10 protein-coding genes and 1 pseudogene are annotated in these 14,618 nt (G+C 62.2%); 7 read left to right on the top strand and 4 right to left on the bottom strand.

The features are described 5' to 3' along the window. Window positions 1-31: 31 nt before the first annotated feature. The 3 genes and pseudogenes from lptM to polA form a co-directional block, all read left to right on the top strand. Window positions 32-139, top strand: a pseudogene (gene lptM / locus T5B8_RS15705) (LPS translocon maturation chaperone LptM); the annotation flags it as partial. A 96-nt stretch (window positions 140-235) separates the two neighbouring features. Next, window positions 236-1,498 (top strand): diaminopimelate decarboxylase, encoded by a 1,263-nt coding sequence (lysA, locus tag T5B8_RS15700; RefSeq protein ID WP_353180250.1) that lies wholly within the window; start codon window positions 236-238, stop codon window positions 1,496-1,498. 948 nt (window positions 1,499-2,446) lie between these two features. Beyond that, a complete protein-coding gene (polA, locus tag T5B8_RS15695) occupies window positions 2,447-5,179 on the top strand; it encodes a DNA polymerase I (RefSeq protein WP_353180248.1) in 2,733 nt (910 codons plus the stop codon). Between the two features lie 786 nt (window positions 5,180-5,965). Here the strand turns inward: polA and T5B8_RS15690 are convergent. Together T5B8_RS15690 and yihA are read right to left on the bottom strand one after the other, a co-directional pair. Further along, the gene (locus T5B8_RS15690) at window positions 5,966-6,166 is read right to left on the bottom strand and encodes a hypothetical protein (protein WP_353180246.1); all 201 of its coding nucleotides are present in this window, start codon (window positions 6,164-6,166) and stop codon (window positions 5,966-5,968) included. A 233-nt stretch (window positions 6,167-6,399) separates the two neighbouring features. After that, entirely contained in the window at window positions 6,400-7,014 is a 615-nt protein-coding gene (yihA, locus tag T5B8_RS15685) for a ribosome biogenesis GTP-binding protein YihA/YsxC (RefSeq protein WP_353180245.1), read from the bottom strand. Between the two features lie 174 nt (window positions 7,015-7,188). On the opposite strand from yihA, the gene T5B8_RS15680 reads away from it, so the two are divergent. Together T5B8_RS15680 and T5B8_RS15675 are read left to right on the top strand one after the other, a co-directional pair. After that, window positions 7,189-8,106 (top strand): c-type cytochrome, encoded by a 918-nt coding sequence (locus T5B8_RS15680; protein ID WP_353180243.1) that lies wholly within the window; start codon window positions 7,189-7,191, stop codon window positions 8,104-8,106. A 39-nt stretch (window positions 8,107-8,145) separates the two neighbouring features. Continuing rightward, window positions 8,146-8,790 carry a thiol:disulfide interchange protein DsbA/DsbL gene (locus T5B8_RS15675; protein ID WP_353180241.1) on the top strand — a complete coding sequence of 215 codons (645 nt, stop codon included), beginning with the start codon at window positions 8,146-8,148 and terminating at the stop codon, window positions 8,788-8,790. Window positions 8,791-9,357: 567 nt separating this feature from the next. On the opposite strand, the gene T5B8_RS15670 is transcribed toward T5B8_RS15675, so the two are convergent. Together T5B8_RS15670 and T5B8_RS15665 are read right to left on the bottom strand one after the other, a co-directional pair. Further along, window positions 9,358-10,575 carry a L,D-transpeptidase family protein gene (locus T5B8_RS15670; protein ID WP_353180239.1) on the bottom strand — a complete coding sequence of 406 codons (1,218 nt, stop codon included), beginning with the start codon at window positions 10,573-10,575 and terminating at the stop codon, window positions 9,358-9,360. A gap of 5 nt (window positions 10,576-10,580) precedes the next feature. Then, the gene (locus T5B8_RS15665; protein WP_353180237.1) at window positions 10,581-11,525 is read right to left on the bottom strand and encodes a L,D-transpeptidase Cds6 family protein; all 945 of its coding nucleotides are present in this window, start codon (window positions 11,523-11,525) and stop codon (window positions 10,581-10,583) included. Window positions 11,526-11,740: 215 nt separating this feature from the next. Here T5B8_RS15665 and T5B8_RS15660 point away from each other — a divergent pair, with 215 nt between their 5' ends. Both T5B8_RS15660 and T5B8_RS15655 read left to right on the top strand, forming a co-directional pair. Continuing rightward, window positions 11,741-13,225: a mannose-1-phosphate guanylyltransferase/mannose-6-phosphate isomerase gene (locus T5B8_RS15660; protein WP_353180236.1), complete on the top strand. Its 1,485-nt coding sequence runs from the start codon at window positions 11,741-11,743 to the stop codon at window positions 13,223-13,225. 4 nt (window positions 13,226-13,229) lie between these two features. Then, window positions 13,230-14,585, top strand: a complete 1,356-nt coding sequence (locus tag T5B8_RS15655; RefSeq protein ID WP_353180234.1) for a phosphohexomutase domain-containing protein — start codon at window positions 13,230-13,232, stop codon at window positions 14,583-14,585. The last annotated feature ends 33 nt before the right edge of the window (window positions 14,586-14,618 follow it).

Here is a 14,618-nt window from a genome sequence, read left to right as displayed (position 1 = left end):
TAGGCGCTCAATTCACGGTGGCGAGCGGATGATGAAGGCGCTTTCGACTGCATTGGTGGGGCTATTCGTAACGCTCGCGCTGGCGGGTTGCGGCCAGACCGGGCCGTTGTATCTGCCGGGCGATGCGCCCGAGTCGCAGACCGACGGGCCCTTCGGTATGGACGACGACACCGCGACCGACGACGAGGGCGCGTCTGACCAGACGTCTGAAGCCACCGACAATACCGCCGATTAGATGGATCATTTCGAATACCGCAACGGCGTCCTGCACGCCGAAGGCGTAGCGCTGTCCGACATCGCTGCACGCTTTGGTACCCCCTGCTATGTCTATAGCGCGGCGACGATCGCACGCCACTACCGGGTGTTCGACGAAGCGCTGGCCGGTATCGACCACGAGATCTGTTTTGCGGTCAAAGCCAACGGCAATATCGGCGTGCTCGGCCTGCTGGCCGATCTGGGCAGCGGTTTCGATATCGTCTCGGTCGGCGAGCTCGAACGGGTCATCACCGCTGGCGGCGACCCGGCCAAGGTGGTGTTCTCCGGTGTGGGCAAGCGCACGGACGAAATCGAGCGCGCGCTGGAAGTGGGCATTGCCTGCTTCAATGTGGAATCCGAAGTCGAGCTCGCGCGTATCGATGCGATCGCGCAACGCCTGGGTACTACGGCACCGATTTCGCTGCGCGTGAACCCGGATGTGGATGCTCAGACCCACCCCTATATCGCCACGGGCCTGAAAGAAAACAAGTTCGGCGTCGATATCGCCCGCGCCGAGGCACTGTATGCACAGGCCGCCAAAATGCCGGGCCTGACCATTCGCGGCGTGGATTGTCATATCGGTTCCCAGCTGACTCAGCTGGCGCCGTTTCGCGATGCCGTAACGCGCGTACTGGCGCTCATCGACCGGCTGGCCGAGCGCGGTATCATGATCGATCATCTGGACGTGGGCGGTGGCCTGGGCATTCGCTATCACGACGAAACCCCGCCCTCGCCGGCTGCGTACGCGGAAAACATCCGCGATCTGGTCGAAGGGCGCGATCTCAAACTCGTGTTCGAGCCGGGCCGGGTGCTGGTCGGCAACGCTGGCGTGCTGCTCACCCGGGTGGAACTGCTCAAGCCCGGCCAGGCCACGGACGAAAAGCACTTTGCCATCGTCGATGCGGCGATGAACGATCTGCTCAGACCGGCGCTCTATGGCGGCTGGCACGAAATCGTGGCCGTCGAGCCGCGCCGCGATATGCCCGCCCAGCGTTGGGAAATCGTCGGGCCGATTTGCGAGACCGGCGACTTCCTCGGCCATGACCGCGAACTGGCCCTGGCCGCGGACGATCTGCTGGCGGTCCGCAGCGCCGGTGCCTATGGTTTTACCATGGCATCGAGCTACAACGCCCGCCCGCGCGTGGCCGAAATCATGGTCGACGGCGATACGCCCCATGAAGTCCGTGCCCGCGAAACCGTCGCCGACCTCATGCGCGGCGAAAAACGCCTGCCGTTTGCCTGATATTCAGGCGTATCTTCGCCTCCGTTAAAGGCGGTTATCCGCAGATTACGCCGATTGCGCAGATTAAAAGGCGCCGAAAAGGCATACGTCGACGTGGTGGCACGAGCGGGTATTTTGTCCGCAGATCGGCACAGATCAACGCAGATCTGAACAGGGGGGGGGGCTGGCGCCGGCTGTGCATGGTGTCTGCGTGCCTGGCCGAGCACTGACGGCTCTGTGCGCTTTTCATCTGCGTGAATCTGCGTTGATCTGCGGACTACTCTTCGAGGAACGTGGCACCCGTCCGGAATGGATACCTCGACTTCAAATGCTCGGCGGCGTGTTCCTTGAAATCGGTTATCCGCAGATGACGCCGATTACGCAGATTCGAAGGCACTGAAAACGGGCGTGGCGGTATTAGCGCTTGCTTGATCGGCAGATCGGCGCAGACAAGGGCAAACGATTGATCGGTGCGCTATCCGCGCTACAGTGGTGCCTGCGCTGCGCGACCGATCTTTTGATCTGTGTGAATCTGCGTCGATCTGCGGATACTTCTTCGATAAACACAGCGCCCGGCGTAAACCGATACGTCGACTTCAAATGCCTTGGTTCCTTGAAAACGGATTACGCAGGTTAAAAGACACTGAAGACGGCCGCGGCGGCGTTAGCGCGTATTTGTCCGCAGATCGACACAGATCAACGCAGACAAGAACACAATGTTGGGTGGCTTGGGTAACGCATAAGCTGAGCTGCCCGCCTTTGATCTGCGTGAATCTGCGCCGATCTGCGGTTACGTCTTCGAAGAACGCGGCGCGATGCGCGTTGTGATCATGTTCCAAGTGCCGGCTTTGGGTACACCGAGCCGGATGGGTCTTAATCCATTGCCATCTGCGTTAATCTGCGGATCGATTCTTGTTTGTGGCCGCCACGCGATTCATGCGTGGGGCCGCTCGTTTGCCGGTTAATGCCATGTCCGATTCTGCCAACACTTCTGCCACGAAAGACCCCGCCACGCCGCGCGGGCCGTTGATTCTCATTGACGGGTCGTCCTGGTTGTATCGCGCGTATCACGTGCTGCCACCGCTGACCAATGCGGCCGGCGAGCCCACCGGTGCCATCTATGGCATGACCAACATGTTGCGCAAGTTCCTGCGCGAGTACGACGCCGATCGCATCGTGGTGGTCTTCGATCCGCGCGGGCCGACCTTTCGCAACGAGCTGTTTGCCGACTACAAGGCCAACCGCCCGCCCGTGCCCGAAGAATTATCCGCCCAGTTTGCGGGGATTCGTGATGTGGTCGTCGCACTCGGCCTGCCGCTGTTGCAGGTCGACGGCGTCGAAGCCGACGATGTGATTGGCACACTCGCCACGCGTGATGCCGGCGAGGTGTTGATCGTGACCGGCGACAAGGATATGGCGCAGCTGGTCAACGAGCGTGTGAACCTGCTCGATACCATGCAGGACAAGCGTACCGACGTGGCCCGTGTGCACGAGAAATTCGGCGTCGGCCCTGAGCTGATCACCGATTATCTGGCCCTGGTGGGGGATAGTTCCGACAATATTCCGGGCGTGGCCAAGGTCGGGCCCAAGACGGCCGCGAAATGGCTGTTGCAATACGACGGCCTCGACGGGGTGATCGCCCATGCCGACGAAATCGGCGGCAAGGTGGCGGACAATCTGCGTGCCGCGCTCGACGATCTGCCGCTGTACAAGGATCTGGCCACGATCCGTTGTGATCTCGAACTGGGCGCGGTCGGCGAAGCGCTTACGCGTCGCGAAGCCGACATCCAGGCGCTGTCCGATCTGTACCGCGGCTACGAATTCCACAAGTTTCTCGACGAGCTGGATGCGCCGGCCGAAGATACGCATGCCGATGTGCCGGCTGCACCGCAACATACGCAGTATCACGAAGTACTCGACGAAGGTGCGCTCGAGGCGATGATGGCCAAACTCGAGGCCGCGGAACTGATCTGCGTGGACACCGAAACCGATGCCCTGTCGGCGATGCAATCCAATCTGGTGGGGCTGTCGTTCGCGGTCGCGCCGGGCGAGGCCTGGTATGTACCGGTGGGCCACGACTATATGGGCGCGCCGAAACAGCTACCGATGAAAACCGTCATCGAGCGCGTGCGCGGCGTGCTGGAAAACCCGGCCATCGCCAAGCTCGGTCAGCACATCAAATACGACATCAATGTGCTGCGCCGCCACGGTATCGATGTGCGCGGGGCCGATCACGACACCATGCTCGAATCCTATGTGCTCAACAGCACCGCCACCCGCCACGATATGGATTCGCTGGCCCAGAAGTACCTCGAACGCAGTACTACGAAATTCGAAGAGGTGGCCGGCAAGGGGGCCAAGCAGATCACCTTCAATCAGGTATCGCTGGAACAGGCGACGCCCTATGCGGCCGAAGATGCCGATATCACCCTGCAGCTGCATCATCGGCTGTATGGCGAACTGGCCGAAAGCCCGCGCCTGAAAGCCCTGTACGAAGATATCGAAATGCCGCTCATGCCGGTGCTCGCACGGGTCGAGGCCAACGGCGTGCTGGTTGATCGCGACCTGCTCGGGCGGGTGAGCCAGCAAATGGCCGAGCGCATGGCCGAGATCCAGACCCAGGCATTCGAGGCCGCGGGCGGCGAGTTCAATCTCGGCTCCCCGGCCCAGCTCAAGGATATTCTCTTCGATCGGCTGGCCCTGCCGGTCATTCGCAAAACACCCAAGGGTGCGCCGTCGACGGCCGAAGACGTGCTGCGCGAATTGGCCGATCAGCACGAGCTGCCGGCGTTGATCGTGTCCTGGCGCGAACTCTCCAAGCTGCGTTCGACTTATGCCGAAAAGCTGCCCACCCAGATCAACCCGCAGACCGGTCGCATCCATACCTCCTATCACCAGGCAGTGGCCGCGACCGGCCGCCTGTCGTCTTCCGATCCCAACCTGCAGAATATTCCGATCCGCACCGAGTCCGGCCGGCGTATTCGCGAAGCGTTCATCGCGCCGCAAGGCCAGCAGATTCTCGCGGTGGACTATTCGCAGATCGAGCTGCGCATCATGGCGCATCTGTCCGGCGATCGCGGCCTGCTCGATGCCTTTAACGAAGCGCGCGATATTCATGCGGCCACGGCCTCGGAAGTCTTCGATACGCCGTTGGCCGACGTGACCACCAATCAGCGGCGCGCGGCCAAGGCGATCAACTTCGGGCTGATGTACGGCATGTCGGCCTTCGGGCTGGCCAAGCAGCTGGAAACCTCGCGCGAAGAAGCCGGTGCCTATATCGATCGCTTTTTCGAACGGTTTGCCGGGGTTCGCCGCTACATGGACGAAACACGCAAGCTCGCCAAGGCCGATGGCTACGTGGAAACGTTGTACGGACGCCGGCTGTATCTACCGGAAATCAATTCGCGCAATGGCGCGCGTCGGCAAGGTGCCGAGCGCGCCGCCATCAATGCGCCGCTACAAGGCACGGCGGCCGATCTGATCAAGAAAGCCATGATCGATGTCGATGCCTGGCTGCGCGATACCGGCGAGCCGGCGCGCATGATCATGCAGGTACACGACGAACTGGTCTTCGAAGTGCCCACCGACGAGGCCGAGCGATTGGGCAAGGCCATCAGCCAGCGCATGGGCGCGGTGGCCGAACTCGATGTGCCGTTGCTCGCAGAAGCCGGCATCGCGGCGAATTGGCAACAGGCACATTGATACCCGGCCGGGAGAAAATTTTTTTCGAATAACGGGAACTCGGCGCGCAACGCCCGGTCTGACCTACCATGAGCGTTACGACGCTCGACCGCTTTTCTCCCTGAGCGGTAACCGAAGTCCGGTTTTCCCCCCAAGAACCGGACTGCTTGCCCCGACGGCGTTCCCCCGCGCCGTCGGGGTTTTTTCTTTGTGCTCGACCCAGCTTCGGACGCATCCGTACCGTATCAATAATAGCCATTAAAACAGGCGTTTGGCGGAACGTAAAAAATAATTGCCCGGTTCGGGAACCTGGCGCCACCGCCGTTGGTCTGACCTGTTACAAGCGCGATGCTTGACCGCTTTTCTCCCTGAGCGGTAACCGAATCCGGTTTTCCCCCAAGAACCGGTCTCTTGCCCCGATCGGCTTTCCCCCAGCCATCGGGGTTTTTTTTTGCCTCGATTCCGCGCGTTTTCCTGGTCCGTTCTCCCCAGAACCGACCGTAAAAAAGTCCGCGAAAATTTTTTTCGAAATTTCTGGAACAAACCGATTCGATGCCGGTCTGACCTTATGCAAGCGCAATGCTTGCCCGCTTTTCTCCCTGAGCGGTAACTTCGATCCGGTTTCCCCCCAAGGCCGGATCGGGCGCCCCGGCGGTATTCCCCCTGCTGCCGGGGCTTTTTTATTCCCTGAGCAATCAATTCGTTGTCGTGCAGACTTTATGCCATAGAAAAACCGGCGCGTCGATTAAAACGGCCGGTTTTCCGATGAGCGGTCGATGACCGCGTAGTGCAGGCGATCACGATCGGTCAGTTTGGATGCGCGGACATGCGGCGGTTGAGGTCTTCGCGCACGCTCAACAGGATGAGCTCATGAAACAGCGACTTGATCGCGGGAGAGCGTTCGCCGCCGCAATCCCAGGATAGCTGCACGTCGCCGGAATCGATGTCGATGATCTCTAGCTGGGGGCGGCCCTGGCGATCGAGCCAGGCCCGTATGTCATATCCCATGTGTCGGCCCTCCTTGTTAACCAGGCATAAGACAGCTGCTGCTCGGCTGCTTTCCACGCCTTCAGGAATCAAGGTCGGCGCTTGGCCGTCTTTATTCTAGAAGACTTCACGACCCATGGCCGCGGCGAGCACAGGCTTGCCTACGCCCTTATCAACCGGACATGAAGCGCTCTTCAATGCACTGTGGATAAGGACGTCGCTCGATCATACATGAGAATAATTCTCATTTACATCTATTCCACCACTTGTTCGTTCACGCCGTCGGCAAACGCCGCGATCGCAGCGCGTGCCTCGTCGATGCCCTGGCGCTTGGTCGCCGAGAACAACTGCGCGCTTGCCTCGGGCATCTCGCGCTCGACGCGTCGTAAGGTATTGACCTGCTGATTGCGTGAAAGTTTGTCGGCCTTGGTCAGCAGCAGATGAAAACCCAGCCCCTGCTGCATGCCCCAATCGATGAGCTGGCGGTCGAAATCCAGCAGCGGCCGGCGTGAATCCATGATCAGCACGATCCCGGCCAGTGGCGCGCGCGTGGCCAGATAGCCTTCGATGAGCGACTGCCAGGCGGCCTTGACCGCCGGCGGCACGCGGGCGAAGCCGTAGCCGGGCAGGTCGGCAAAGCGCAGCCGATCGCTGCTGAAGAAATTGATCGCCTGCGTGCGACCCGGTGTCTTGCTCGTGCGTGCCAGTCCGGTACGCTCGCATAAGGCATTGAGTGCGCTTGACTTGCCGGCATTGGAGCGCCCGGCAAACGCGATCTCCGCGCCGTCCGGCTCGGGAAAGGCGCGCGCATTGGGCGCGGAGCACACAAAGCGCATGGCTTTGAAATCGGCAGGGGTGATGCTTGTCATGGTCAACGAACCGTCGGGGACACAGGCGCAGGGCAACAGGCTCTCGCGTGTGCAAGACTGTGGCGCAGCTGGCGGGTGGTATACAATAAAGGCTATATCCAGTGGGCAGCCAAAATCCGGTAGGCATCGGATAGCGTCATTGTGCTGCCGTTTTGCGTCGGAGACGACTACGACATGACCAAGCGCTTTTTTGTGTTGTTCGGCTTGATGATTTGTGCCGGGGCCGTCGCTGCCGAGCCATTGGTGGACGGTGACGTCGAGGCCGGCAAGACGCGATCGGCCCAGTGCGCGGCCTGCCATGGCCCGCAGGGCAATATGCAGTCCGAGCAGTTTCCCAAGCTCGCCGGCCAGGGCGCGCCCTATATCTACGAGCAGCTCAAGCTGTTCAAGTCGGGCGAGCGCCAGAACGCGATCATGGCCGGCCAGGCCGCCGGTCTGAGCGACGAAGACATGAAAAATCTGGCGGTCTATTTCGCCGCCCAGCAAACGCGTCCCGGCGCGGCGGATGTGTCGGTCGCCCCCGCGGGCGCGGTGCTCTATCACGGTGGCAACGCGGACAAGGGCGTACCGGCGTGTTCCGGCTGCCACGGGCCGAGTGGTCTGGGCAATGCCGCGGCCAAGTTCCCGCGCCTGTCGGGCCAGTCGCCGCAATATATCGCCACCCAGCTCAAGGCCTATCGTAGCGGCGATCGTTCGGGCTATCGCAACGCCACCATCATGAACGGCGTGGCCGAAAATCTCACCGATGCCGATATTCAGGCCCTGGCATCCTATGTGGCCGGTCTGCGTCCGGCCACCGGCGAAACCAATGGCGAGGACTACGGCGCCTTGATGCAGCATGCGGGTGGACCGGGCGGCGCCGCGGCAGGCGCAGGCGATCAGAACGGCGCGAGCGATGGCGAAGGCCAGCCGGCGCCGGAAGATGCTGAGGAAAACGCCCAGCAGTCGCAGGCGGCCGATGCCGCCGCGAAGCAGGAAGCCGACGCTGCGGCCGGCCAGGACAGCAGCCCGGATAACGACGCCGCCGAGAACGGCGAAGACGATGATCAGATGGATGCCGGGGCAGACCAGCAGACCACCGAGGCGCAGTAGTAGCGAGCGGGCTGCACGCGAACGAGGGCGAGGCAACGTATGAAGACATGGCGCATCGCAACGGGTCTGTTGCTGCTGCTGATGGCCGGATTGGTCCAGGCGCAGGGACTGATGATTTCGCGCTATGTCGAAGGCGAGCATTATCTCGATGCGCGCCAGCCCCTCGAACAACCCGATGACGGCAAGATTCACGTCACCGAGTTCTTCCTCTACAGCTGCCCGCACTGCTATCACATGGAGCCCGATCTCAACGCCTGGCGCGAGACGCTGGGCGATGATGTCGTGTTCTCACGCGTGCCGGTATTGTTCAGCGCCGGCGGCGAACCCTATGCGCGGCTCTACTACACGGCCGAAGCCCTGGGTGTGCTCGCCAAGGTGCACGACAAGATCTTCGCGGCCATTCATGAACAGGGCCGACGCCTGCTCAGCGAGTCGGCCATGCGCGACTTCATGGTGGCCCAAGGCGTGGACGGCGATCGCTTCAGCGAGATCTATGAAAGCGACGAGATCACCGCGAAGCTGCGTGAAGCCGCCCAGGCCATGCAGGCGTATCCGGTGACCGCGACGCCGAGTATCACCGTGGCCGGGCGTTACTATGTCACCGGCCGTACCGCTGGCAGCAACGATCGGATGCTCGAGGTGGCCGACTACCTCATCGCCCAACAGCGCGCTCGCAAACCTTAGGAAAACGCTGCATAACCTGTCGTGGGCCGTGTTCGAGTGCTCGAATGCGTTGCGCCAAAGCGTCCGGTCGCAGCGCCTGGCGCATTGGCAGGTCAAGTTCGGCAACGTAGCCGCAGCCTCCAGTGAGGCCGAACCGCTGAGCGGCCGGGGCTTTGCACGCGCCTAATCGGCATCCGTGTTCGCTACCGTGCAACCTGTTATTGGCTTGGGCACGCTATGCGCTCACTGTCTGTCGATCGCGCGCAAAGAGCACGCCAGCGCGACCCTGACAGGCTATACAGATCTTGCTTAGACAGATACTCCGCACGCCGGTTCGAACCGGTTTCCAAGCACGGACGCAGTCACTGGCCACGCGTTATAGGTCAGGCGCCGGCTTCGCGCCAGCGTCCGAGACGGCCGTGCTGCACGCATGGGCCGCGCAAGCCATGCGTGCGCCCCGGTGTTGATGCGCTGCGGCCGGCGCACCGACAGGCGCGCCTGACTTATCTTGGATGGGCGCGCTGCGCGCCGAGGGGTGCCTGCAGGGGGCGCTGCGAGCGCGTTGGGCGCAGGCCTGAAAAGGCGCGATCAGTCCTGTTCGGTCTCCAGCACGATCTGCCACTCGCCGTCGTCGTTCTGTTGCCAGTACTGCACCTTGCGATCTTCGGCGTGGTAGTTATTACTGGTGTAGTCCTGGTTGAACATCACCTTCATCATGTTGTTCTCGCCGGGATAGCGCATGATGCTGATATTGCTCAAATCGACTTCGATCTTGGTCTTGGTCGCGTTGATACGCTTCTTTTCGATCGCGAAATCCTGCTTGTCGAGCCCTTTGTCGCTGACGAAGCTGGGCGCGTAATAGGCCAGATAGGATTTCGTATCGATCGCCTGCCAGCTGTGGCGCCAGGATTCGATCGCGGCGAGCATGGCGCTGCGTTGTGCCTCGATCTCGGCCGCCGACACCCAGTTAAGGCCGCTGGTCATGATCACCGGCGTCTTGCCGATGCTCACGTGCTCGCGAATCGACTGGAAATCGTCGTTGGCGATGACCACGCAGCCTTCGCTGGCACGCGGCGTACGCGAATAGGTGGTGCGGGGCACGCCATGCAACCAGATACCATAGCCGGTGCGCCCGCGTAGCCGATCCAGCGCGTTGGGATAGTTCACCGGCAGGGCGCCCACGCCGTAGAGTTCGGGCAGCTGGTTGTCGTCGATATAGCGGGTGATGTGATAGATGCCGATGGGCGTACGCATATCGCCCTCCACCTGCTTGCCCGCGCCGCCCCGGCCGATGGTGGTATAGAAATCCGACACCAGCCGCGGTACGCCCTGTTCGTTTTCGAAAAGATACAGGCGATTGTTGGACAGATCGACCACCACCGCGTTTTCGTATTCCGGGCCCAGCTGCAGGATGACATCCGGCACCTTGCCGTCGGTGGCGGCCGACACGCGGTGTGCCCAGCGGCTTTTGGCCTCGTCGAGCAGGGCATCGCGCTGATCGCGCATTTTTTCGCTGATGGCCGGGTCGATGCTGCGGCCGGTGCGCGCGACCATGAGTTCGCCGTAGACCAGCTGGGCGAGACGGAAATTCGGGCGCGCCTCGATCAGGTCGGTGAGGTCATTGATCGCGCTGTCGTAATCGCCCTTCTGGGCGAGATTGAGCACGGCCAGCAGCTGTGCCTCGGCGCTGGAATGGACCTTGCCGGCCCCCGGCGCCTGGGTTTCCGTGCCGGCCGCGAACGCCATCGCGCCCATCGCCCAGCAGGCGACCAGCAAAAAGCACTGAATGGCGTGGCGCATACCCATGGAAACTAGTTCGTACCGGTGGTTTCGCGCAAAATGCGCCAGCCGGCTGGCGTACGGGTGAGAATCAGCTGTTTGTCGACCCGGTCGCTATAACGCGGCGACTCGTATTCCTGGGTGAAATCGACCTGCACGGCGCCATTGGCCAGCCGCGTGATCGAGGGATCCTCGATCCGGATATGGATATCTTCGGGCTTGGCCAGGCGGGCCTTACGCAAATCCAGCCATTCGGCACGGCTCATGCCATCCCCCGGGTCGTAGCCATCGGCATAGAAATCGGTGTACGCATCGAAATCCTGCGCGGACCACGCCAGTGCCCAGGCACGAACGGTCTGGACAATGCTGCGACTGGCCTGGTCGCTGATCGTATTGTTGTTCGAATCCGGCGTGGCGGGTCGTTTCGCCGGCGCCGGCGTCGGCGCGTTCCCCGGCGCGACCGACTCCTGTGCATAATATAGACGATCGAGCATGGTCAACGGTAGTTTGCTGTCGTTGTCCTCGCTACCGAGCGCCTTGCGATAGGCCAGTTCCGCGAGCGCGGTATACACATCGCCCAGATTGCGGTGTGCGGTCGCATAGGCCGGCTGGGTCGCCAGCGCCTTTTCCAGCCATTTGCGTGCCTTGTCGTATTCGCCCTGATCGGCGTAGAGCACGGCCAGGTTATTCGCCGGCTCCACGCGCAACGGGTAGTCCGCGGCGAGTTTTTCGTACTCGGCGATCGATTCGTCGACATGACCCTGGCCAGCCAGCGCGCGCGCATGAAAGAAACGCGCATCGCGATTGCCCGGGTGGGCCTCCAGATAGGTCTGGGACAGACGCGCGGCGGCATCGAACTTGCCGGTATCGATTTCGTGCTGCAGTTCGTCGAGGGTCACCGCCGAGGCCACCGACGACACGAAAAGCAGCGCGCCCAGCAGGGCGGCGAACGGCTTTGTCGCTATGCGTCGTGTCACGGGTGCATCGTCCTGTCCTGCGAGTAAGCGTGAGAGCGCACGCCGTTGCGTGTTGAATCGCCCGGTCGTGGTCCCGACTACAAGAAATTATACTAGACGCCGAGCCTGCCCTCGCATCGGGCGCGGATAAGGCATCATTTTTGTTATAAAAGCCGCGATACGATAGACGATATCGCAGTATCTCATTCCTATTACGGCGCACTTGGAGAAACCTGATGCTGGTACCGGTCTTGCTCGCAGGCGGCGTCGGCACACGCTTGTGGCCGTTGTCGCGAGAAAGCCGGCCCAAGCAGTTCCTCGCACTTAACGGTCAGTCCAGCTTACTGGAACAAACGCTTGCGCGTGTGTCGCGCCTGGCCGATGTGGCGCCGGCGCTGTTGATTGGCAATGCCGAACATCGCTTCGTCATGGCCGAACAGCTGCGTACATCGACGATGGCCGGGCAGGTGGTGATCGAGCCCGCGCGCCGTGATACCGCGCCTGCGGTCGCTGCCGCGGCTTTCGAAGCCCTGGCACGCCACGGCGAGGATGCCGAACTGCTGGTGCTGCCCACCGACCATGCAGTGGCCGACGAATCGGCCTTCGAGCAGGCGATCGCGCGCGCACGGGCACGCGCTGCCGATGGCGGGCTGACCCTGTTCGGCGTGCGTCCGGCGCGCGCCGAGCCGGGCTTTGGCTATATCCAGGCCGGTGCGAACGTTGCCGATGGCGTCCGGCGGGTACGCAGCTTCGTGGAAAAACCGGACAAGGCGCGCGCGGCCGTTTATCTGGCCGACCCGGACTACTACTGGAACAGCGGCATGTTCCTGTTTCGGGCGCGCGACTACCTGGCCTCACTCAAGCGCCAGGCGCCGGCGATTCATGCCGCGGCGCGTGCTGCGCATGCCGGCGCGCATATCGATATCGATTTCCTGCGTCTGGACGAAACCGCCTTTGAACAAAGCCCGTCGAAATCCATCGACTATGCCGTCATGGAAGGCGCGGATGATGCGGTGATGGTCGAGCTGGATGCCGGCTGGACCGATCTGGGCAGCTGGTCGGCCGTGGCCGAGGCCCAGGGCGCGGATGCCCGGGGCAACAGCGTACAGGGCGATGTCGTGCTCGAGGACAGTCAGGGCTGTATCGTGCGTAGCGAGGATCGACTGGTCACCACCATTGGTTTGCGCGATACCATCGTCATCGAAACCGCCGATGCCGTGCTCGTAGCGCATCGTGACAGCGAACAGCAGATTCGCCAGCTGGTCGCGCGACTGGTGGAAAACGGCCGCGACGAGGCGAAAGCCTATCGCAAGGCCTATCGGCCCTGGGGCAGCTACGAACAGATCGCCGTGGGTGAGCGTTTCCAGGTCAAGCATATTCGTGTGACCCCCGGCGGCCGGCTGTCGCTGCAAAAGCATCACCACCGGGCAGAACACTGGGTGGTGGTCCATGGCACCGCCAAGGTCACCTGCGACGGGCGTGAAAGCCTGCTCACCGAAAACGAATCCACCTTCATTCCGCTGGGGGCGGTGCACCGGCTGGAAAACCCGGGCAAGGTCGATCTCGATCTGATCGAAGTGCAGTCCGGCAGCTATCTCGGCGAAGACGATATCGTGCGCCTGGACGATGTCTACGGCCGCAGCGACAACGAACCCGCCACCGACAACCCGCAGCCGATGGCGGGCGCCGCCGGCGCAAGTCCGGATTCAACCAAGGAGTAACCCGATGGGCCAGTATTATCCGTTCTTCAAGGCCTACGACGTACGTGCGAAGGTGCCGGACGAACTCGACGCCGATCTGGCGCGGCGTATCGGCCGGGCCTTCGTGGCCGAACTGGGCGCGGGCACGGTCGTGGTCGGCCGCGATATGCGGCTGTCCAGCGAAGAACTCGCCGACGCCCTTATCGACGGGCTGACCACCGCCGGGGCCGACGTGCTGGATATCGGCCTGTGCGGTACCGAGGAAGTCTATTACGGCACGTTTTCGCAGAATGCGGATGGCGGGATCATGGTCACCGCCAGCCATAACCCAAAGGATTACAATGGCTTGAAGTTCGTGCGCGAGCAGGCCAAGCCCATTTCCAGCGATACCGGCCTGTTCGATATCGAAAAGATGGCCTATGACAACGACTTCCCCGAGCCCGCGCGGTGCGGCGAGCGCAAGCCGCTGGACCAGCGCGACGATTATGTGCGTTTTCTGCTCGACCAGATCAAACCCGAGCAGATGAAACCGCTCAAGATCGTGGCCAATCCCGGCAACGGCTGCGCCGGGCTGGTCGCGGCGGCCCTGGAAGGGCATCTGCCGTTCGATATCGTGCGCGTGCATTTCGAACCCGATGGCCAGCTGCCCAACGGCATTCCCAACCCGCTGCTACCCGAAAACCGGGACGCCACCGCCGCTGCCGTACGTGAGAACAACGCCGACTTCGGCGTGGCCTGGGACGGCGATTTCGATCGCTGCTTCTTCTTCGACGAGCGCGGCGAGTTCATCGAGGGCTATTACATCGTCGGCCTGATCGCCCAAACGCTGCTCAAGATGAACCCGGGCGAGGCCATCGTGCACGACCCGCGTTTGACCTGGAACACGCTCGCCCAGGTCGAGGAAAACGGCGGCCGGCCGGTGCAGTCCAAATCCGGACATTCGTTCATGAAACAGACCATGCGCGAGGTCGATGCGATCTATGGCGGCGAGATGAGCGCGCATCATTATTTCCGCGACTTTTCCTATGCCGACAACGGCCATCTGCCCTGGCTGCTGCTCGCGCAGCTGATTTCGGAAACCGGCAAACCGCTATCGACCCTGGTCGAAGAACGCATCGCGGCGTTCCCGGCCTCGGGCGAAATCAACCGTGAGATCGGCGATCCCGATGCCGCCCTGGCCGATCTGGAAGCGCATTACGGGGCGACCGCCAAGGCCGTGGAACATGTCGACGGGCTATCGATGGACTTCGGCGACTGGCGCTTCAACCTGCGCAAATCCAATACCGAACCCGTGGTGCGCTTGAACGTGGAAGCGCGCGGCGATATCCAGCTCATGCGCGACAAGACCGACGAATTGCTGGCGCGTCTCGCGCAACACTGACCGGGGGCGTCCAGGCGTGTATTCGACGTGTTC

It is taken from the genome of Salinisphaera sp. T5B8 (genome assembly GCF_040361255.1).
Classification (GTDB): Bacteria; Pseudomonadota; Gammaproteobacteria; order Nevskiales; family Salinisphaeraceae; genus Salinisphaera.
This window is presented reverse-complemented; position numbering and strand designations above follow the sequence as displayed.